Raw genomic sequence first — 21,285 nt, forward strand, 5'->3', positions numbered from 1 at the left:
CTCCCTCTAAGCTTATGCTTGGGCTATTCTCTGTTTGGTATAGCGGTTTACTGGGATTTCAAGCCCTAAATTGCCTCGTAACGTATCACTTTCGTACTCTTCCCGATAAATACCGCGCTCTTGAAGAATAGGGACAACAAGTTCAACGAAATCCTTAAGCACACTAGGAATGCCCGTATGAATAATAAAACCATCAGCTGCGCCTTCTTCAAACCATTGTTGAACCGTATCTGCGATCTGCTCTGGCGTACCGACGAAAGAGCTTCTTGGCGTTGCAAATCGCAGTGCCGTTTGACGAAGCGTCAAATTCTCTTCCTTTGCAATTCGCTTAATTCGATCTGTTGAGCTGCGATAGCTATTACTGCCAAGATCGCCAAGATCCGGGAATGGCTCATCCAACGGATACTGTTTGAAATCGTGGTATGTAAATGGACGACCCAGCTGATCAAGCGCATCCTCCAACGTCACTAACCCTGCAATTGCCTGATATTTGCTCTCCGCTTCTTCTTCCGTCCGTCCAATGATTGGACTGATGCCTGGGAACACGAGGATCTCATCAGATTCTCTACCATATGTTGCTGCTCTTTCTTTAATATCCTTGTAAAAAGCTTTCGCTTCCTTGATCGATTCGTGTCCTGTAAAAATGGCATTCGCACTCTTCGCCGCTAAATTGCGACCATCGTCCGACCCGCCAGCTTGGAAAATGACCGGCTGACCTTGCTGCGAACGGGCAATGTTCAATGGCCCCTGCACGGAGAAATGCTTGCCTTTATGATTCAAAGCATGCAGCTTGCTCGGATCAAAGAACTGACCGGTTGATTTATCTCGTGTGAATGCATCATCTTCCCAAGAGTCCCATAGACCGCGCACAACTTCTAAATGCTCCTCTGCGATCCGATAACGCTCATCATGAGCATAGTGCTCATCCCTGCTATAGTTACGAGCTGCACCTTCAAGCCCCGTCGTCACAACGTTCCATCCTGCACGCCCGCTACTTATATGATCCAGCGAAGCAAACTGTCTTGCCACAGTGAATGGTTGCGTGAAAGACGCAGTTAGCGTCCCCACCAGACCAATCTTCGAGGTAACAGCTCCAAGCGCTGATAACACCGTTAGTGGCTCCAGCCTGTTTAAATAATGCGGTGCTGATTTTTCCGTAATATATGTGCTATCCACGATAAAAACAAAATCAAATTTGCCTTCCTCTGCTTGCAACGCCTGCCCGGCATAATAATCAAAATCAACACTGGCATCCCCCGGAATTTCTGGATTTCGCCATGTATATTTGGAAGTACCAACGCCTGTTATAGTGGCTCCGAGTTTAAGTTTTCTTTGTTTGGACATGTGTTTCTCCTCCTTATGAGTTCAGCACTTTGGCTTTGCTATTCCGGTTAACCGGTACTTCCAGACCTAAATGGCCACGCAGTGTGTCATGTTCATATTCCGTACGATATAAGCCACGTTCTTGTAAAATCGGCACCACCAACTCGACGAAATCCTGCAACGCTCCCGGTATCCCCACACCAATAATGAAACCGTCAGACGCTCCTTCTTCGACCCATTGCTGAATCGTATCTGCAATCTTCTCTGGTGTACCTACGAAATTTCCTTTTGGTGTTGCAAAACGCAGCGCCACTTGGCGCAATGTGAGATTGTGTTCTTTCGCCAATCGCTTGATCTTCGCTGAACCGCCTTGCTGGCTGTTAGCCCCCAAATCTCCGAGCTCTGGGAAAGGTTCATCCAAAGGATAGACGCTAAAATCAAAATCATTGAATGGGCGACCTAACGCGATAATCGCTTTGTCGATCGATACGAGATTAACCGTTTCGAGGTACTTACGTTCAGCTTCTTCTTCGGTGCGGCCAATGATTGGTCGAATACCAGGTAGGATCGAAACGTCATCAGGGTTGCGACCGAAGGAAGCTGCTCTGCGTTTAATATCCGCATAATAAGTCTTGGCTTCCTCGATATTCTCGTGTCCAACGAAGATCGCATCTGCATTCTTGGAAGCAAAGTTACGACCATCCTCTGAGGTTCCTGCTTGGAAAATGACAGGCTGCCCTTGCTTCGAACGAGCAATGTTTAGCGGACCCTGTACGGAGAAGAACTCACCTTTGTGATTCAAGGTATGTAGCTTCGCTGGGTCAAAAAACTGACCTGTCTCTTTATTCCGCGTAAATGCATCATCCTCCCAGGAATCCCATAAGCCTTTCACCACATCCACATGCTCTTGCGCAATGCGGTAGCGCTTCTCGTGCGGAGGATGCTCATCCTTACTGTAATTGTTCGCACTGCCCGATAACCATGAGGTAACTACGTTCCAACCTGCGCGCCCTTTGCTGATCAAATCCAGTGAAGCGAATTGCCTAGCCACAGTGAATGGCTCGCTATAACTGACGGTCACTGTCGCAACAAGGCCGATCCGTTTCGTAACGGCTGCAAGTGCTGATAGAATGGTCAGCGGCTCGAAACGATTCAAGTAGTGCGGGCTTGATTTTTCAGTGATATGAACACTATCTGCGATGAACGCAAAATCAAATTTCCCAGCTTCCGCTGTTTGCGCTTGATGTTTATAAAATTGAAAGTTCGTGCTCGCATCCGTGATGGCATCAGGATGCTTCCAATCTTCCCAGCCTCCGCCTACACCATGAATCATTGCACCTAGTTTAATTTTCTTACCCTTTGCCATTCGAATCAGCCTCCGTTTGTTTATATTTGATTATTCCGATGCACTTAATGGTATTTATCATAAAACAGGATCTTTCTCTTGTACAATTCAAAAAGATGAACGCTTGATTCAGTTTTTATGAATATACGAGTAAACCACTTGGATTAATTAGAATTCATGTTATGATAGATGTAAGACTTTGTAAAATTGAAAAATCCGATCGTATACTTCACAAATCATGAATCATTTTAGGAGAGGACGGGGGTTCCTATGGATATTCGAAATATCAAAACCTTTCAAACCATCATCAGGCTTGGTAGCTTTCAGCGTGCTGCCGAGGAACTGCAATACGGCCAATCGACCGTAACGATGCATATACAGAAGCTCGAAAGTGATCTGGGGGTTAAACTATTAGAACGCGGGAAAAAGCTGACGCTAACGGAGGCTGGCAGACTATTTCATCAGAATGCCGATCTGTTGCTGAAGGATTATGATTTTCTGCAGGCTTCAATGGACGAGCTAGTCAAAGGGGATGCTGGGATCATTCGTCTTGGCGTCATGGAACCCACAGCCAGCTATCGACTGCCACAGTTGCTTGGCCCTTTCCTGCGTCAGCATCCCAAAGTGAAGATCAGCATTCACATTGGCAACACGACAGTGCTTGGTCAGATGCTCCATGAGGGGAGCATTGATATGGCTATTTGCTCAACGCCTAATACGGGATTGGACCATTCCTTTGAGCCTTTTTTCATCGAAAGACTCGCACTGCTCGTCCCAGAAACCCATTGGTTAGCATCGAAACCTTCTATTCGCCTACGAGATTTACAGCATGAGCACTTACTTATCACAAACTCGCAATGCCCTTATCGTCAAAAGCTAGAGAATGCTTTGCTCGAAAATGGCGGCAGTCCCTACTCCGGCATGGAGATCGGCAATATGGCAGCACTTAAATACTACGTCCAAGCGGATTTCGGCATCGCGGTTGTTCCAGTCATATCTGCAACGCCTACTCCGCAGGGCACTGTACTTAAAGCAATTGATGATCTGGATTCAGGTTTAGTCACAGGATTGCTGCGCAAAATGAATGCCAGCACCTTCAGCTTAGCGACCGAAAGCCTTGTCGAGATTTTCCGTAAGGAGCTGAAAAGCGCGGTATCCTCGGCCTCTTGAGGTTGAGAAAGACAGAAAAAGCAGTATTCCTGAGTTAGGAATACTGCTTTTTTATACATCGTCTTGTTTGATGGACGCCTGATCTGGCTTGTCTGGTACGTTCTTCCGTTTCCAGTTTTTCGGATTGAGGTAGCTCCTGTATTTCTTGGCAACCTCTTTGCCTAATAAAATGCCGCCCGTCCAGAAGGTAACCTCACTGAAAATAAGCAGCCCCGCAATCCACTTGGCCATACCGCCTCCCGTATGTACGAAAAATGGAATGGTAAAAGCACTTATAAAAGCGAGTGTCGATAAAATTAACAAGGTGATGCCTAGTTTTTTGGCCACATCATGTCCCCCTTATGTTTCAAATAAAACCCGACCCTACTGATCGATGTCTCCTCCTATCATAAGCGCAAGACCTACGTAATTCAAACCCTTACCCACCGCCCGTTTGCATTCACCTTACTCCTACTTTATCCATCTAAATCAATCATCAATTGATTTCCCAGGAAATTAGATGTACTTTCTTTACAGTTCATCTATCGCCACCACACGGCAAAAACCACCTCTTCCTCAATGGGATAGGTGGCTTATCATTTCAACTACTTGACATCCGCCGCGCATCGAAACCCGATGTTTCCAGTTGAACTGTCTGGCGTATTTTTGCTGCGTGCCGCAACACGATAGCGATTGCAGTATGAACGGTGGCACAAGTATGAGCCGCCTCGAAGTACTCGCGTGTCCCCAGATGGAGGGCCAACAGGGTTGTCCCTTTTGCCCTTCATGTGATAGTTCGGGCTGAACCAATCGGAACACCACTCCCATACGTTGCCTGCCACGTTGTACAAACCGTAAGCATTCGGCTCGAATGCTTTGACGGGTGCGGTGCCTGCGTAGCCGTCACTTTGATTGTTTTTGTCCGGAAACTTCCCCTGCCAAATGTTACACATATGTCTTCCGCCTGGCTTAAGTTCGTCTCCCCACGGATACCGCTTCTGGGCTAATCCACCGCGGGCGGCATATTCCCATTCGGCTTCTGTTGGTAGACGTTTGCCTGCCCATTTGCAATAGGCCATCGCATCGCTCCATGAAACATGGATAACCGGGTGATCCCAGCGATCTTCGACATGGGAATCGGGGCCTTCAGGATGCAACCAATCTGCTCCCTCAACCACCCACCACCATGGGGTTTGTTGTACTGTATTCTGCACACGTGCTGCCGTCGCTTCGGATACAAACAAATGAAAAACAAATGACCAGCCAAAGGATTCAGCCTCTGTTTTGTAATTCGTCGCATCAACAAATTGCTTGAAGTCAGCATTCGTTACCGCACAAGTGTCTATGTAGAAGGGCTTTACGTTAATCTCACGTACCGGTCCTTCGCCATCCGCAGGGAAACCTTCACGGTCATCCGTTCCCATTAAAAATTTTCCGCCTGGAATAAGTACCATGCCTTCTTTACCAATTGGAGCAGCTGCCTCTGGTATTTCAACTGAAATTAACGCTTCCGGATGTGCCGATGGTTGATCGGATGACGCACGGCTGGCTGAACAGCAAGTTGGTTTATTCGGTTCCATAACAGTCGTCCTCTCACTTTCGTTCTATCAATTGCATGCTATTAACTAAATATAGCAATTCCGACGAGTGCCGACAATACAATGGTTGCAAGTGGATGCCATTTGTACTTATGTACAACGATAAACACGCCCGCCGCGATTAAAAGAGTGAATAATACCTGCCACGAAAATAGTTGTTGCGTACGGTCTGAGAAGCCAAAATGGATAGCCGCATAGACGATTAATCCGGTTACAATCGGTCTTAACCCATAAAATGTGGTGTGGACTGCTTTGCTTTGAACGATTTTATAAAAGAAAGATGAAATAATAAGGACAATAATCAGCGACGGCAATACGATGCCAATCGTTGAAATCACAGCACCCAGAATGCCATCTGCTTGATAGCCAATTATTGTTGCTGTGTTCGTTGCAATCGGCCCAGGCGCCATTCCTGCTGTAGCCACACTCTGAGCAAAATGCTCTGTTGTCATCCATTCATGCTGTTCGACCTCATGTTGAATGATCGGGATCATCGCGTAACCGCCGCCGAATGACATGAATCCTATTTTCATAAATGTAATAAACAGCTCCCACAATACCATCTACCTCGCCGCCTTTCTCATATCCCATCCGCGATATAATAGTCGTAGTAGGTGTAGCCATTATAGGAAGTGTGTACAGGTTCTTTGCCTTTTTCCAAGCTAATTGTGAAGCCAAACGTTTCTTTCACTTTGACAAAAACAAATCCAATAAACAAACCAATGAGAATCATGAAAAGCGGATTGATGGGAAGCAGCAACAGAATCGCTACAGTACCAATTGCCGTAACTAATGTAGTTTTATCAAAAATAGCCGAACGTGCCATATTGTATGCTGCCAACACGATGAGTCCAATGATTGCTCCATGAATGCCTTTGAATGCGGCCACGACTTTCGGATCAGCCTGCATGAATAGTAAGAAAAAGCTAAGTACTAATGCGATTAAAAAGGTTGGCAAAGCAATGCCGATGACGGCTGCTGCTGCACCAGGTATTCGCGCTAAGCGGTAGCCAATAAATGCCGATGCATTTACGCCGATCCCGCCGGGCGCTGAGCCTGCAATCGCAATGATATTGGATATTTCGTCTTCTGCGATCCAAGCCTTTTTTTCAACAACTTCCCTCTCAATGACGGGAATCATGGCATATCCCCCGCCAAACGTGGAAGGTCCGATCTTGAGAAATGTCCAGAATATATCCAAACAAAGATGTAATTGATGTTTCTGCATATGGATTCCCCCTCTAGCCCATTTGTATGGTAACTCAATTATACTCCACTTTAGTCCAAAATGGAATAAACAATTAAAGTTAGTGGGGATATTCGAAATTAACCAGTGGTATCAACCTGAAATTAATTCCTTTAATCCGATCGAATCACTTAGTTTAAATCAAAGTGATTTTAAGTACAAAGCTAGTCGAGGCTCGTGTGAAAGCATAAATAGCCAAGAGATGGATATCCATCTCTCGGCCTCATCAGTTACTTGTCACCAATCTCTCATCACTTTTTCATATCACCTCGAGTTAGCACCTGTCACATACCTCTCACGCACGCCATCATTCACTTCCCTACGCCACTTGTTTATGAAAGACGAAGTTGGAGGCTTCCATGCTGACAACAATATCCAGCGCACATATTTGCTCATAGGCTGCAATCAGCTTCTCCTGCTTTGGACATCTCAAGCTAAAAACCAAGTGCATAACGGGGAGCTCCCCCGCTTTCCCTACAATCGTAGAAGGAGCACTCTCTGGCATCATTTTGAGATGAATCACCTGTATGCCCTGTTCCCCAAAACGAGCGGTTAACGAGTTGAGGAAGCCTGGATGCTCATTAATCGTAATTTCGACTTCATGTGTACGTCGGTGCCTGATGATATGCTTTTCGAACTTATTTAAGACATACAGACTGATGAGTACTAAAAAGGTACAAACCAGCGCTCCGGTAATAAAGCCGGCCCCGACGCTTAAACCAATGGCCGCAACCAGCCACACGGAAGCAGCGGTCGTCAATCCTTTAATAACATTGCCGTTTCGCAAAATGGCGCCAGCTCCTAAAAACCCAATGCCGCTGACAACCTGTGCAGCCAACCTAGAGGGATCAATACGGACATTCGGTTCATTGACAAAGTCAGAGAAGCCGTACTCCGACAGCAGCATAATGGTGGCCGATCCCAAGCAAACTAGAATATGGGTTCGGAAGCCTGCCGCATGATTGTTCCATTCCCTTTCAAGACCGATCAAGCCGCCTAAAATGACCGCTAACACCATGCGAATAATTAAGTCCAAATGACTAATTTGCCACACACTATCAGCGGCGTCTATCATTGCGTGACCTCAAGCGGTACTGCCAGCCATTGGTTCAACTTCACAACTTCCGAACCAGCAAGCATCATAATGCCAACGCCATGATTGTCATTTTTGACAGTAAGCAGATCCTTTTTATAATAGTCAGCTGTAAACGCATATCTCGAGCCACTGCAGACACCGTGCACATTCCCTTGCGCATCGATCGCGATGCGAGTCAGACCATCCCACGCCTTCAATGCCGCTTCAATGAACCGCTGCGGCTCCATGAGCCAACCAAAGCGAACACCTCGTGCAAATGAATAAGCGAACATCGCTGTACACGAAGCTTCCTCATAGGCATCCGTATCGTTCAAAACCTGATGCCATAGGCCACTTTCCGCTTGAAGATCAGCATATCCTCCACACAGCTCATTGAAGAAATCCACAAGCGCCGGTCGTGCTTCATGTGAAGCTGGCAATGCTTCCAACACCTCTGTCAACGAAAAGAGTGTCCAACCATTGCCACGTCCCCATGGGATGCCTGTCGGCATGTCATATTTGAAATCAAACACGTGTGACATAATGCGTTCTTCCGGCATATACAAGTACTTGCGGAACAGCAAAAATTGCTTCGCTGCTTCATCAAGCGCTTCAGATACACCAGTGATCCGAGCATAACGGCACAGAAACGGTGTGCTCATGTAGAGATCATCTGCCCACATTGTATTTTCCGAATACTCATCCTGACATATCCGATAAAATGCGCCGTCTTCCTTGCGTTCCAACCCATGTAAGATGAAATTTGCGATTCGATTCGCAATGGCCATGAAGCCTTGATCCTCATCTTCCTGATACGCCTCTAACATCGCGGAGCCAAAGGAACCGCAGTTGTCCAGCATTTTCATCATAACCAATTGTTGATTAATCGCTGGGAACCCATATTGCTCACGATCCCAAAGGGAATATGCGAACATGTCTGTACAGCTTTGAACATGGTCCAGCGCGTACTGGGTAATGTCAGATCGCTCTAATAAGCGGCCGGTTTGCAACAGCCCATAAATCGTAACACCAAGCGGGTAATCCCAACGTGCATAATTCGTCACATTGCCAACTGTCCATTTATTGCTCAGCATCGCATTCTCATAGTAAGGGCGAATCCATGTGTTAGGACGATCCAAGCGCCAATAGGTTTTCTCTTCAGAATTCACATCGATTGTGTACACGCGATCTGTCTGTACCAAATCCTCGTAAGATAAGGAAATGTTGGCAGACAGAGGGCCAAGAAACAACCAAGGGTCTGCAGCGCCATGAACCTGCCTCGGTAAACTGAGCGGGACAACCTCCTCATCGATGGAAGCCTCAAGCGCGAACCCCCAAGTACTATTTCCACAAACACTTTGAATAAGAAGTTGATGTTGACCATAAGTAAGCGGCATTTCGACCTGAAAGTTGCCTTCCTCTGTAAGCTCCAGTACCTGCTTGCCATCCAACCATACGGTCAGCGTTCCAGCCGCATAACCCTTTAACAGACAGGTTTCTCTGCCTCGCCTCACATTGTTCAGCTGCGTCCAAGCAAATGCCTGTTTACCAGGCTGTCTCCCAAACAATCGCTCGCAGACAGGCAGTGAGAGCTCATTCTCATCCCATTCACGGTTTGGCAGCCATCGTAAGCCATTATTCTTCTCTGAGGACATCGCATCTGGTAAGGAACGCCCCTCGAAAACATCGTTGTCAATTGGCGAGGAAAACACCCAACCCGCTTGTCCTTTACGTTCTGTGAACGGAGCTAGCACATTCAGGATGCGCACCTTCGCCTCATCGGAACCGAATAAGCAGCCAAAACCAGCAGCCGTATGCTTCGCTTTGATAAAGAGACGATTCCAGCCTTTGACGAAGTCCAGATTTAACTTCACAGTGGCATCTGGCTTAATCTCATCAATAACCGTTGAACGATACGTCAGCTCATCATTGAAATAAAACTGAATCGGACCCAAACAATTGAACAAGACATCCAGGTTACGTTCGCCATCACTCCAAACTAAGGCATAGGCATAGGAGAATTGACCGGGTTTTGCGTCAGGAAATCTGCTGCCCAAATCGAGATCAAACATCCCTTTTTCATTTTGCAAAACGCCTGCTCGGCTGAATGCTCGAAATGCGAATGGTATAGGTGGGTTCGCACCAATGTAGCGATCAGCAAGCACTTTCAATGTTTGTTTATTGTCATTCCCTAAACGGGTTTGTATACTTTCTTGTTCATTGAAATAGGTCGTCATAACGTACTTCCTTTCTACAGTAAACGGATCTTGAATGTCCGATCATAAGGTGTAACCAAGTTGACATGGACATATTGGCATCCAGATGGATGGTGATCTTCACGAACGATAGGCAGGATATGTTCATAGCTACCTGAAGATATTTCAATAACATCTCCCTCTGCTTCGTACGTCATAGAACCGCTTCGCAGGAAGTACTTGCCTTCTTCCCCAGTTAGCAAATCATCGCCACTCACCGTACCTTCATTTCCAAAAATGAAAGTTACTTGCGTGAAGACATCCTCACGCTCATCAGACGATACGTGGATTGTCCATTCCGAATCTCTGGAAGTAATCTCTGCTTGCAGCTCAAGCTTCTGCAAATGGGTCATCGGCCGATGCTGATGCGGCAATAAATACCACGGACTGAGTGTTGAACCCTCCGTCCCTGCAGGCAGCAAATGACGCGGGACCGGTCCGTTGTAGCCTTTTTCCAATACTGTATCCAGTTTATACCCGCCTTCGCTCGCTGTCAGATTCGTGAACTTCACAATGCCTGGAGAGAACGAAGTGGAAAGTTTAACACCGAGTAACCTTGCTTTCCCATGGCGTAACGAGAAGAAGGAAGGTGTCTGCGACATGATCGTTACACTTTGATCCAGCTCACGGATCCGAACCAACGGAGCACCGAAAGAGAGATGCATGCTGCTATGCTGAATGTGCATATGATGGCCAACCTCATCGATACGCTGCAAATGTTCCCTCATCGGATGCTCTGCATTTAAAACTTTCACATATCGATCAAGCAGCGGTGCTCGTTCAATATGTGAGATATCTGCTTCGGGATAAACGAGAATGCTCATCAATGGATGGTTGTTCACACCTTCATGAAAACCTGTGATGTAGGATCCCGCATAATCGGCCATTGCAGCAAAGATCGGATCCTGATCATGCGCCGCCATTAAGCGGTAAATCGGAAAGTAGTTCGCCATTGTAGCGGTCTGACCGAAATCCTGACGACCAGAGTAATCCGTTACCACTTCGCCAGATGGGTGAATTAAGTACATCATCATACGAAGATTACTTCGCACACATGCGATCAGTTCAGGACGGTTCATCAAACGACCCGTATGATAAAGGGCAATATTACTAACTGCGTTATAAATCCCGTTACTGCGTTCTGTCCATTCCCCATCTTCGGTAATATCTAATCCTTCAGCTAACCAGTCTTCTGCTCGTGCAAGCAACTCGGGCTGTGGGAAAATTTCAAATAATAAACATAGTGCAGCGGTAAGCACCCAACGATGATTCGGCGTGTGACAACCACCAGTCAGCATAGCTGGTATTGTGCGTTCCAAGAAGAGCTTCAGCTTTGCTGTCACTGGCTCAAGTTGGTCCCAGTCGTGCTTGTTAAGCAATTGGTATATTTGTGTTACCCCACCGACTACGAATGCCGTATCTGGGGGAGAATTATAATTTGTTGAGCCCAATGAAACGGTACCATCCGCATGCTGTCTGTTCAGCATGAACGCGACCGCTTTATCCAAGGCATTCAATAAAAAGCTATCCTGATAGTAGCGAGAATCTGGATTAACCAAGGCTGAAGCCCAACCCGCTATCATACGCGGTGTACTCATATGATTAGCTCGGGCAATGCCCGTTTCATCAACAATACCACCGTAATATTTGGATTGCGGATCAAGAATCTGCACCAGAAGCGTAGCTTCTGTTAATTGATCATTTAATTTAACTAAGCGATTATAAATAGCGTCCACATAGATCACCTACCCTTTCAAAGCTGCAATTTTACTGGTGATAAGGTTGTGACTTTCATGAATCTCATTCGGCTCACACAGAGCTTTCAGCTCGTAGACTTTCACTTTGGCATAATCAATGGCTTCTAGGAAATGGTCGAAATAGTGCAGGTCTTTGCTGTGAACATAGGGACACCAGTGATCGGCAAGTTCCAGCGTTTCATGGATGTGCACACCATAAATATATTTCTTCACTTCTTGTAACTCTTTGAGATTATCGTATAAGCCCATTCGGTCCATCATCATCGCATGGCCGATATCGTACCATAAGTACACAGGACTGCCTGCCAGGTTGTCGCAAATCGTCTTGGCTTCCATCAAAGAAGGCATCTGATACGATCTGGAGCGAGTTTCAATCCCAATCGCGACATTCCAGCCTTTTCGAGCAGCATGCTCGCTTACAATCTCCAAACTTTCTTGAATTCTTTGCGTATACAGTGGACTCAACCGATCCCGTCTTTCAATCATGACGCTCCACAATTTCTGATACTCCGGTGAATCCTTACCGTGATCTCGATAAAGCTTTTTCAAATCCACATCAATGTTATAGTCAAAAGGCACTTCACCTGGATGCACAACCACAGCTTTGGCCCCATATCGGTTGGCATATTCCATAGAACGGATTAGTAACTCTACGGAACGCTTACGCTTCGCTTCATCATCGAACCCCAGCATGACGGAATCCGTATCATAATCCTTGTCATTGATGAATGGGAATACATTGTGCACACTGGATACACCAATCTCACCCTTCTCAATCATCGGTTCAATCGTTGTCATCATTTCTTCCGTAACGTTATAGTTAAGCTCGACATTGCGAAAGCCCAGCTCTTTAATTTCCTCAATCATGCCACGTCCTACCGTGTGCTTCTTAATGTTCCAACAGGTTGAAAAGGAATATTCCCCTTTATCGATCATGTCTCTTCCTCCTAAAAGTTTTTCTATTATGAAAGAAAGGTCAGAATTCCCTTACTACTGCGAAGGGGATGCTCTGGCCTTTCCTTGGGGATACGGTTTTATTCTGAAAGGTCACTCAGCTTCATCACAGCACCATAACGGGCAGATAAAGTCGATGCTTCCATTAAACGGGTCAAATCAAAGGCAAGTTTAATATTCTCTATCGCCGTTGTTCCCTGCTGAATATGGGATACCCATTGCTCGAAAGCGGAAGGCAGCTTGGGTAAATCGGTCACTTCTTGCCACCCTGTAGCTGCTTCACCTGACATTTTGGAGCTGCGGATGCGTAATTTTTCGTCCGTTCGGGCATACATAAGGTTACCTTCTGTTCCTTGAATCTCCATATCAAATTGCGAGTAGCTGTTAACAAATCCAGCTTCCACAATGCCCAGTGCACCGCTTGGGTAACGTAAGGTGACTACGGCACTATCTTCGACTTCGCGATCGGTGATGTAGCCGAAGCTTGCACTAACGCTTTCTGGTAGTCCCAGAAACAGTCGAGCTAAGTACATCGGATGACACCCAAGGTCCATCAGCGCTCCCCCACCGCATTGCTCCAAGTTGAAGAAATGGGCTGGAAGCGCTCCGTCTGGATGTTTCTCTGTTCGCAGCGCACCATTATGTGCCAGTCGAATTCGTACGGTAGTTATCGTACCTAGGAGGCCTTCGCGGATACAAGTTAACGCTGCCTGTGCGAAGCCCATGTAAAGACGCGGTAAGGACACGGTTAGCTTAACCCCGGTTTCCTCGACCACGGCAAGTATTTCTTTGCATTCTTTGGTGGTCGTAGCTACAACTTTTTCCGTGAATATGTGTTTACCTGCTCTGGCAGCTGCGATAATGACCTCGTGATGCCGATTCGTTGGCGTACCTACAATGACAGCGTCAATCTCAGGAATTCTCAACAGCTCATCCAAGTTTCCGTAAAAAGGAACACCGAGTTCTTCGGCCTTTTCCCGGCCTCTCTCTTGGATTTCATCCCAAACTGCAACAATTTCGGTATCCGTATGTTCGGCAGCTAAACGTGCATAATCTTTGGAATGAACGTGCCAGAAGCTCAACATCGCTATTTTAATCATAGTTCCCTGTCTCTTTTCTGATGTATTAGTCAAAATAGACTGCTTTTCCTGTTCGATTCGATTCATAAATCGCTTCAAGGATCTCAGAAACGACACAAGATTGTTCTGGTGTTACGACTGGCTCTGTATCGTTGATGATGGCATTAATCCATAACCGAATTTCTTTATCCTGCATCGTTTCTTTCTTACCCTCATAGAAATCTGCGCCTTTCGCTTCGAACTGCATTTGGTTTACATAGAGGCGGCTATGCTTTTCGCCATTAATACGCAAACCATCCTGCATATCGGCACCGCCTTCGGTACCGCAAAGCGTACATTTCGCTTCCTTCGTATCGAGTGTATTGAGTGCCCAACTCGCTTCGACCATAATGGTCGCACCATTTTTCATCACGATCATAGCAAAAGCTGAATCCTCAACTTTAAACTTCTCTGGATCCCAAGGACCCCAAGAATTTGCCGCATTTTCCTTACGTGAAAGTTTATGATAAGCGGTGCCCAGCACCACCTTAGGTTCATAGTTATTCATTAACCAAAGCGTTAAATCGAGCGCATGAGTTCCAATATCAATCAGCGGCCCTCCGCCTTGTTTCTCTTCATCCAAGAAAACACCCCAAGTGGGAACACCACGTCTACGAACAGCATGTGCTTTTGCAAAATAAATTTCACCTAAATCGCCATCTTCAATAACTCGTTTCAAATGTTGACTGTCTGCTCGGAACCGATTGTTATACCCAATTGTTAATTTTTTACCCGTACGTTTCGCAGCTTCCACCATGCGGCGACCATCTGCGGCTGTTTTGGCCATCGGTTTCTCACACATCACATGCTTGCCTGCTTCCAATGCAGCAATCGAGATTTCGGCATGTGTATCATTCGGTGTACAGATGTGAACCACATCAATCGTTGGGTCTGCGAGTAATTCGCGGTAATCATCATAAACTCTGGCTCCAGGTGCGCCAAATTTCTCAGCTGCCTTCTGTGCACTTGCCGGAAAAATATCAAAGAATCCGATAATTTCGACTTGCTCAATTTTGCTCAAACTGGGTAAATGCTTCCCCGTTGCAATGCCGCCACAGCCGATGATGGCTACTTTCACTTTGTTCACTGTTGGTTCCTCCCATGATGTAAATCTGCTTATTTAAAGAAGATGCTGGACATCGATGAGCGACCTGCACAGGCAGGCGCCTTCTATCGAAATCCAGCTCTTCTAAGAAACGTTTACTTCACAAATTCCATTTGTTGTTTGATGATGGCCATAACATCCTTAGCCAAGAACGCTGTGTTTTTATTTTCTGCATACCATTTATTCATGAATTCTTCGAGTTTCTTTCCGTCTGCTTTATCCCAAGCTGCTTGTGAATCTTTAATCGCTTGTTCTGGCGTGTACTTAGCACCACTAAGAATAGCTTTAACGAAAAGATCATCTTTTTCTTTCAAAATTGTTGTATTGATAACTTGAAGATCTGCTGGATATACTGGCATATGATCCCCTAGTGTGATTCCCGGATATTCTCTTGATGGATCGAAGTAAATACCTTGGATCACTTTATACATTTCCATGTTGATTTTTTGATCAGGCAGCACATCTGGGTTGCTAAGCCCACTCAACGTATAGTTACATTTGTCTATACCAGCTGAGTAGAACATGGAATAGTCTAATGCGTAAGCAACTTCATTTTTGGACTTATCTGCATCAATAACTTGAGGACAGCCGTTTGCAGCTTTCTTCCAGTGGACTCCTTCATCCCCGTAGATCGTTTTCCGAGCATTGTCGGTCTGCATCATAAAGTCAAGATAGCGGCCAACTGCTTCAGGATCCTTCGCTTTCGCATTCACAACCGTTGTCATTTGAACTGGGTTATCGATCGCACCGGTAAATGTTCCCATCGGTGACTTCGGATAACCTAATGGTGCAATTTCAACACCAGGTACATTCTTCTTCAATGTAGGTAAATCAAGACCACCTACGCTGCCAGAGAACTGAACAAAGATCCCGATCTTTCCGTTAAGGAAGTCTTGTTTCGCTTTATTGCCATCTTTATCGTTAATGTAGTCTTTATCGATAATTCCGCCATCATAAAGTTTCTTCTTGAATGTCAGGGAAGCAAGTTCTTTGTCCCATGCACGAACAACTTTGCCGTCCTTAATATCCCATGCCAGCAATGTCTTTGAAGAACTCTCACCGAAAATTTCATTAATTGCTTGCTCTGAATACGTACTCATGTTCATGCCGTACGTATCTTTCTTACCATTACCATCTGGGTCTTGATCAACAAACGCTTTCGCTACGTTATATAGTTCATCCGTTGTTGTCGGCATTTGCAAATTCAACTTTTTCAACCAATCGGTACGAATATAAAGAATATGCGCTGGAGTCGCTTCTTTTACCTTACCAATTTCGTAAATCTTGCCATCAGGTTTTGTTCCTGCTTTCTTCAGCTGAGGATACTTCTCTAATAGCTTTTGATATTCAGGCATATATTGCAAAATGTTGTCAATCGGCATCAATTGCTTTTGGTCATACAAACTGCCTCTGAACGGTGTATTATACTCGTTGACAATATCTGGAGCGGAACCGGAAGCAAACAAGACGTTTAATTTTTTCGTAGAGTCGCTTCGAAGAATTGGAACGAATTTTACATTGGCTGGTCCCTTTTGGTTAATAAACTTGGTCCAGCGATTTTCTTCATAGGTGCCTTCCGATGCTGGAACGCCACCGCGATCGTACATGGAAACTGTAACATCTCCACGTTTTGCTGGCGTTACTGCGGCAGACTTAGTTGCTTCTGCTGAAGTTGTTGTTGTTGCTTCTTCTTTCTTGTCACTGCTGCAGCCCGCTAATGTTGCCCCTAAAGCTACAACCCCTACCGTCATTCCAAGCCATAGTTTCTTGTTTTCCATATGCACGTTCCCCCTACAAGATTATATTTTCGTTTTGTTAAACGGGAATACCTTCGTTGTTAACCTTTAACAGATCCTAGCATAACTCCTTTGACAAAATACTTTTGCAAGAAAGGATATACGACCAGCATTGGTACAACCATGACAACAACACCGACTGCTTTCACCATCTCTGTCGCAACCGTTTGCTGTTCCTCCAAATTGAGGGAAGGGGAGTTCAATAAATCATTTTTCTGCAACATCCCTTGGACAACTACAGTTAAATTCAACATCTCACTTTTATTAATGTACATGAGCACATTCATAAACGAATTCCAGAAGCCAATGCCATAGAATAACGCAAGTGTAGCCAACATGGGAAGTGAGAGCGGTAATATAATCCGAATAAGCAGTGAAGTATCATTACAGCCATCAATCCGTGCAGCTTCCTGCACTTCATAGGGAATATTCTCGAAATAGCTTTTCATAAGAAGCATGTTATAGGTGCTGATGAATCCAGAAAGCCATAAAGCCCAATAGGAGTCAATAAGGTGCATGTTCTTAATCACGAGATATGTGGGAATCAATCCACCCGAGAAGAGCATGGTGAACACCATACCTAGAACTAGATAGCGTCTTCCAATCAGATAGGATCTAGACAACGGATAAGCAGCAAGTATGGTGCCCAATAAACTTAACACCACACCAATCACCGTGATAAGCACACTATTTTTAAAAGCACTCCAAGCAGGGCTAGCAATGAAGAAAATTTTATATGCTGTGAGCTCTAAACCCACAGGCCAAAAGAAGACATGTCCTGATTCAACAGCAGATCGCTCACTTAGAGATAGTGCGATGAGATGAATAAATGGCAGAATACAAGTTAAGGCGATTAATCCGAGAACTAAATAATTGATTGCATAAAATATTTTTTCTCCATTTGTCGCTTTCATACAAATCCTCCTTCCACGGATGTTGAACTCGATGTATACAGGATGCTAGAAGAGTGCTTGATCGTATTTCTTAGCGATCCGATTAGCTATAAGTACAAGACTGCAACTAATGATAGATTCAAAGAATCCCATGGCTGTTGTTAAACTAAACTGAGCATTGCCCAAGCCAATTTTATAAATATACGTACTTATGACTTCAGACACTTCCGAAACTCCGGCATTCTGTAAGTTGTAGACTTGATCAAAGCCTACTTCCATAATCTTACCCATTGCTAAGATGAGTAATAAGATAATCGTGTGACGAATGCCTGGGATTGTTACGTGCCACATTTGCCGCCATTTCGTAGCTCCATCCATAGCTGCAGATTCGTATAGAGATGGATCAATGGTTGTAAGCGCTGCTAGATAAATAATGGTGCTGAAACCCATTTCCTTCCAAATTCCAGATCCAACAAAAATGGCTAGCCAAGATTTGGACTCGTACAGGAAAGTAATCGGTTCAATTCCAAAAAGGCCGAGCACCTTATTAATTGAACCATAATCCGTTGCGAATAGAGACAATACAATACCGGAAACAATAACCCATGAGAAGAAATGCGGTAAGTAGATGATCGTTTGTACCCATCTTTTAAACCACGAGCGTCTCACTTCATTTAATAAAATAGCTAGAAAGATCGGCGTCGGAAATCCAAATACCAAGCTCAGAAAACTTAACCAAAATGTATTCCAAATAATTTGTAGCGTATTTGAACTAGAGAATAATACATGAAAATTCTTCAGCCCCACCCAAGGACTTCCTAAAATACCATCTGCAAAGTTATAATTCTTGAAAGCGATAACAAGTCCGCCCATAGGCCAGTATTTGAATAAAATATAGTAAGCAACAACAGGAACCAGCATGATAAACAAAGGAATGTTCTGTTTCAGTCTTCTTCGTCGTTTTAGTCGCAAGGCATTTAACTCACTTTGAGTCATCTGGATGTCAGGAGTTTTAATAATATTCCCATTCATGTTTGCTTCACTCCTTTACTTTAATCTTATAACCCTATGATATAAGTTTTTATTGGAAAAACCCTTAAAATATTATAGAAGAAACTATAAATTCATTGGGTCATTACTAGCTTGTTCTTCTTTTTTTACGATGACTGACATGCGCACAAAAGGCGAACTTCCCCCATACCTCATAGGGGGAGTTCGCCTTTGCCTCAAGCATGTAAACCTCAGACAAACTGCTTCCTCAATCGTTGGAACCCGATTGCGGTACGATCCTGTACCTAGAACCAACAAATGTTGTAAATGTCATGCAACCTGAGTGTTCCAATGAATTAAAAGTAACTTGTCGGCCCTCCTCATCCAACACCAGTACCGGTATTCGAGAATAAATCGTACACGGTTCGCCGTTCAAAGAATCGATCATCGCTTCGCTCAGACTGCCGCTGTCCCAGCGCAAATTGACCGTGAACCCTCCACGCGCCCGCAACCCGTTAATAGAACCGGAAATCCACGTTTCGGGAAGCGCTGGCAGCAAGTGAAGAAACCCTTTATGAGACTGCAGCAACAATTCCGATATGCCAGCTGTAGCAGCAAAATTGCCATCGATTTGAAATGGCGGGTGCGCACCAAACATATTGGCATAAACGCCGCCCCTCTGTGATTTCCACTTGTCCGGCTTCACGAGCTGCAACATGTTATAGATTAGCCGTTCCGCGCGATTACCATCTTGGAAACGGGCCCATAAGCCTACTTTCCAACCGAGACTCCAGCCCGTCCCCTCGTCTCCGCGTCTATTTAATGATGTTCGTGCCGCCTCAAACAAATCGGGCGAAACCTCTCCATTAATTTGGCGTCCAGGATATACTCCGAACAAATGTGAGACGTGACGGTGATTCATGTCCTCGTCCTCGAAATCGCTATACCATTCCTGAAGTTGGCCGTACTGTCCAATTTTCAGCGGGAATAGCTTACTTCTCGCCAACGTGAGCTCGGATCTGAAATCGTCATCGATACGCAGTACTTCAGCAGCCTCGAGGCAATTCGTAAACAAATCCCAGATCAATGATAAATCCATCGTCGAAGCTACGCTTACAGCTGCTTTCTCACCGTCACTACTAATAAATTTATGTTCCGGCGACGTGGAAGGGGCTGTGACAAGATATCCTTCCTGATCCTCAATGAGCCAATCCAAACAAAACAGAGCGGCTTCCTTCATGATTGGATATGCTTTCTCACTTAGATACGCCTTGTCTCTGCCAAAGGCGTAATGCTCCCAGAGATGCTGACAAAGCCAAACACCGCCCATTGGCCAGTATGCCCAAACCGGGTCGCCATGTCCGTAATCGCCTACAGGTGCACTCTGAGCCCAAATGTCTGAGTTGTGATGCGCTGTCCATCCACGGACACCGTAATTGATCTCTGCGGTACTCCTCCCGTTAACCGATAAATTCCCAATAAAATCGAGAAGCGGTTGATGGCATTCAGGTAGGTTGCAGGTTTCTGCGAGCCAATAGTTCATCTCCGTATTGATGTTCAATGTATAATTGCTGCTCCAAGGCGGTCTTGTCTCCTTATTCCAAATGCCTTGCAGGTTAGCGGGCTGCGTCCCCTCGCGTGAGCTGGCGATCATCAAATATCGGCCATACTGAAATAATAGTTCTACTAAGCCCGGATCCTGAGCCCCAAACTCAGAAATCCGTTGGTCTGTCGGCATATCTGCAGGGCTGATCGTCTTCCCAAGTTGAATGTTGACTCTATCAAACAAACTGCGGTAGTCGTTGACATGACTATCGCGAAGCTCCGTATAAGAATGCTGCATCGCCTCTGCCAGGTATGTTTCTGTGATCGCTAGTGGATCCTTACCTTCTCTGCCCGGGGAGCGATTAAAGCCATTAAAGCTTGTTGCCGCACTGAAGTAAAGCGTCACACTCGTGGCTCCTCGAACATGCAAACCTGCTTGATCTGCAAGCATGTAACCGTCATCCAAAACAATCGCTAGTCGACCTACGAAAGACATCGCCTCTCCGTCCTCTTGATCTTCGTATACAATCGGTTGGTCAACATGATAATAACTTGGCGCCACCTGCACCGGTGCCTTCCCACGAATGATCCATTGACCGTTCTCATGGACCATATTAACACGCAGTAGGCTATCCAGACGCGCGGTAAAATGTAGCGATCCGGCTTGACTGGACTGCAGACGAACAGCAATAACCTGACTGGGATTGGAAGCAAACATCTCTCGCGTGTACAAAACATTACCGATCTGGTACTCGACGCGAGATACCCCTTCCTGCAAATCCAGCTCTCGTTTATACGAATGCGCGCTATCCCCATGCTCAAATACAAGTGTGAGATCGCCAAACGGCAAATAGGATTGCGTGTACGGCCCTAACATCTCCTTACACATTCGGTCAGCATCCGCATATCTTCCTTCCGCCAAGAGACGACGCACCTCCGGCAGCACTTCCTTGGCACGAGGATTATTACAATTTTTTGGCCCACCCGACCAGAGTGTATCTTCGTTTAATTGCATTTTTTCTACTTCGATTCCGCCGAAAATCATGGCACCTATTCGACCGTTGCCAATTGGCAGCGCTTCAGTCCATTCCTTAGCAGGACTTTGAAATAAAATTTTCATTTCTCCTCAACCCTTC

At 45.5% G+C, this 21,285-nt stretch carries 17 protein-coding genes; 1 reads left to right on the forward strand and 16 read right to left on the reverse strand.

Translation table 11 applies throughout. The features are described 5' to 3' along the window. Positions 1 to 12: 12 nt before the first annotated feature. Complete coding sequence (locus tag ASL11_RS15760; RefSeq protein ID WP_056616000.1) at positions 13 to 1,344, reverse strand: LLM class flavin-dependent oxidoreductase; 1,332 nt, start codon at positions 1,342 to 1,344, stop codon at positions 13 to 15. Positions 1,345 to 1,357: 13 nt separating this feature from the next. Further along, positions 1,358 to 2,689 (reverse strand): LLM class flavin-dependent oxidoreductase, encoded by a 1,332-nt coding sequence (locus ASL11_RS15765; RefSeq protein ID WP_056616003.1) that lies wholly within the window; start codon positions 2,687 to 2,689, stop codon positions 1,358 to 1,360. Positions 2,690 to 2,938: 249 nt separating this feature from the next. Between ASL11_RS15765 and ASL11_RS15770 the strand changes: the two genes are divergently transcribed. After that, a complete protein-coding gene (locus ASL11_RS15770; RefSeq protein ID WP_056616005.1) occupies positions 2,939 to 3,838 on the forward strand; it encodes a LysR family transcriptional regulator in 900 nt (299 codons plus the stop codon). Between the two features lie 51 nt (positions 3,839 to 3,889). Here the strand turns inward: ASL11_RS15770 and ASL11_RS15775 are convergent, their stop codons facing one another. The 14 genes from ASL11_RS15775 to ASL11_RS15840 form a co-directional block, all read right to left on the reverse strand. Next, the gene (locus ASL11_RS15775; protein WP_056616008.1) at positions 3,890 to 4,165 is read right to left on the reverse strand and encodes a transporter suffix domain-containing protein; all 276 of its coding nucleotides are present in this window, start codon (positions 4,163 to 4,165) and stop codon (positions 3,890 to 3,892) included. A gap of 257 nt (positions 4,166 to 4,422) precedes the next feature. Next, positions 4,423 to 5,397 (reverse strand): formylglycine-generating enzyme family protein, encoded by a 975-nt coding sequence (locus ASL11_RS15780; protein ID WP_056616011.1) that lies wholly within the window; start codon positions 5,395 to 5,397, stop codon positions 4,423 to 4,425. A gap of 41 nt (positions 5,398 to 5,438) precedes the next feature. Next, on the reverse strand, positions 5,439 to 5,978 hold the full coding sequence (locus ASL11_RS15785) for a chromate transporter (RefSeq protein ID WP_056616012.1): 540 nt from the start codon (positions 5,976 to 5,978) through the stop codon (positions 5,439 to 5,441). A 17-nt stretch (positions 5,979 to 5,995) separates the two neighbouring features. Next, positions 5,996 to 6,643, reverse strand: coding sequence for a chromate transporter (locus ASL11_RS15790; RefSeq protein WP_056616015.1), 648 nt, complete (start codon positions 6,641 to 6,643; stop codon positions 5,996 to 5,998). A 337-nt stretch (positions 6,644 to 6,980) separates the two neighbouring features. Continuing rightward, positions 6,981 to 7,736 carry an MgtC/SapB family protein gene (locus tag ASL11_RS15795; RefSeq protein WP_056616018.1) on the reverse strand — a complete coding sequence of 252 codons (756 nt, stop codon included), beginning with the start codon at positions 7,734 to 7,736 and terminating at the stop codon, positions 6,981 to 6,983. Further along, a complete protein-coding gene (locus ASL11_RS15800; RefSeq protein ID WP_056616021.1) occupies positions 7,733 to 9,973 on the reverse strand; it encodes a glycoside hydrolase family 88/105 protein in 2,241 nt (746 codons plus the stop codon). The genes ASL11_RS15795 and ASL11_RS15800 overlap by 4 nt, the downstream gene beginning before the upstream one ends. 14 nt (positions 9,974 to 9,987) lie before the next feature. Continuing rightward, on the reverse strand, positions 9,988 to 11,727 hold the full coding sequence (locus ASL11_RS15805) for a hypothetical protein (protein ID WP_056616024.1): 1,740 nt from the start codon (positions 11,725 to 11,727) through the stop codon (positions 9,988 to 9,990). 9 nt (positions 11,728 to 11,736) lie between these two features. Further along, a complete protein-coding gene (locus tag ASL11_RS15810; RefSeq protein WP_157256938.1) occupies positions 11,737 to 12,684 on the reverse strand; it encodes a TIM barrel protein in 948 nt (315 codons plus the stop codon). 98 nt (positions 12,685 to 12,782) lie between these two features. After that, positions 12,783 to 13,802 (reverse strand): Gfo/Idh/MocA family protein, encoded by a 1,020-nt coding sequence (locus ASL11_RS15815; RefSeq protein WP_056616030.1) that lies wholly within the window; start codon positions 13,800 to 13,802, stop codon positions 12,783 to 12,785. Positions 13,803 to 13,827: 25 nt separating this feature from the next. Beyond that, on the reverse strand, positions 13,828 to 14,907 hold the full coding sequence (locus ASL11_RS15820) for a Gfo/Idh/MocA family protein (RefSeq protein WP_056616033.1): 1,080 nt from the start codon (positions 14,905 to 14,907) through the stop codon (positions 13,828 to 13,830). A gap of 113 nt (positions 14,908 to 15,020) precedes the next feature. Next, complete coding sequence (locus tag ASL11_RS15825; protein WP_056616036.1) at positions 15,021 to 16,703, reverse strand: extracellular solute-binding protein; 1,683 nt, start codon at positions 16,701 to 16,703, stop codon at positions 15,021 to 15,023. 59 nt (positions 16,704 to 16,762) lie between these two features. After that, positions 16,763 to 17,635 carry a carbohydrate ABC transporter permease gene (locus tag ASL11_RS15830; protein ID WP_056616038.1) on the reverse strand — a complete coding sequence of 291 codons (873 nt, stop codon included), beginning with the start codon at positions 17,633 to 17,635 and terminating at the stop codon, positions 16,763 to 16,765. A 45-nt stretch (positions 17,636 to 17,680) separates the two neighbouring features. Further along, positions 17,681 to 18,610, reverse strand: a complete 930-nt coding sequence (locus ASL11_RS15835; protein WP_056617140.1) for an ABC transporter permease — start codon at positions 18,608 to 18,610, stop codon at positions 17,681 to 17,683. 262 nt (positions 18,611 to 18,872) lie between these two features. Further along, positions 18,873 to 21,269: a glycoside hydrolase family 95 protein gene (locus ASL11_RS15840; RefSeq protein ID WP_056616041.1), complete on the reverse strand. Its 2,397-nt coding sequence runs from the start codon at positions 21,267 to 21,269 to the stop codon at positions 18,873 to 18,875. Positions 21,270 to 21,285: the final 16 nt, after the last annotated feature.

The sequence above is a fragment of the Paenibacillus sp. Soil750 genome (assembly GCF_001428045.1).
Classification (GTDB): domain Bacteria; phylum Bacillota; class Bacilli; order Paenibacillales; family NBRC-103111; genus Paenibacillus_E; species Paenibacillus_E allorhizoplanae.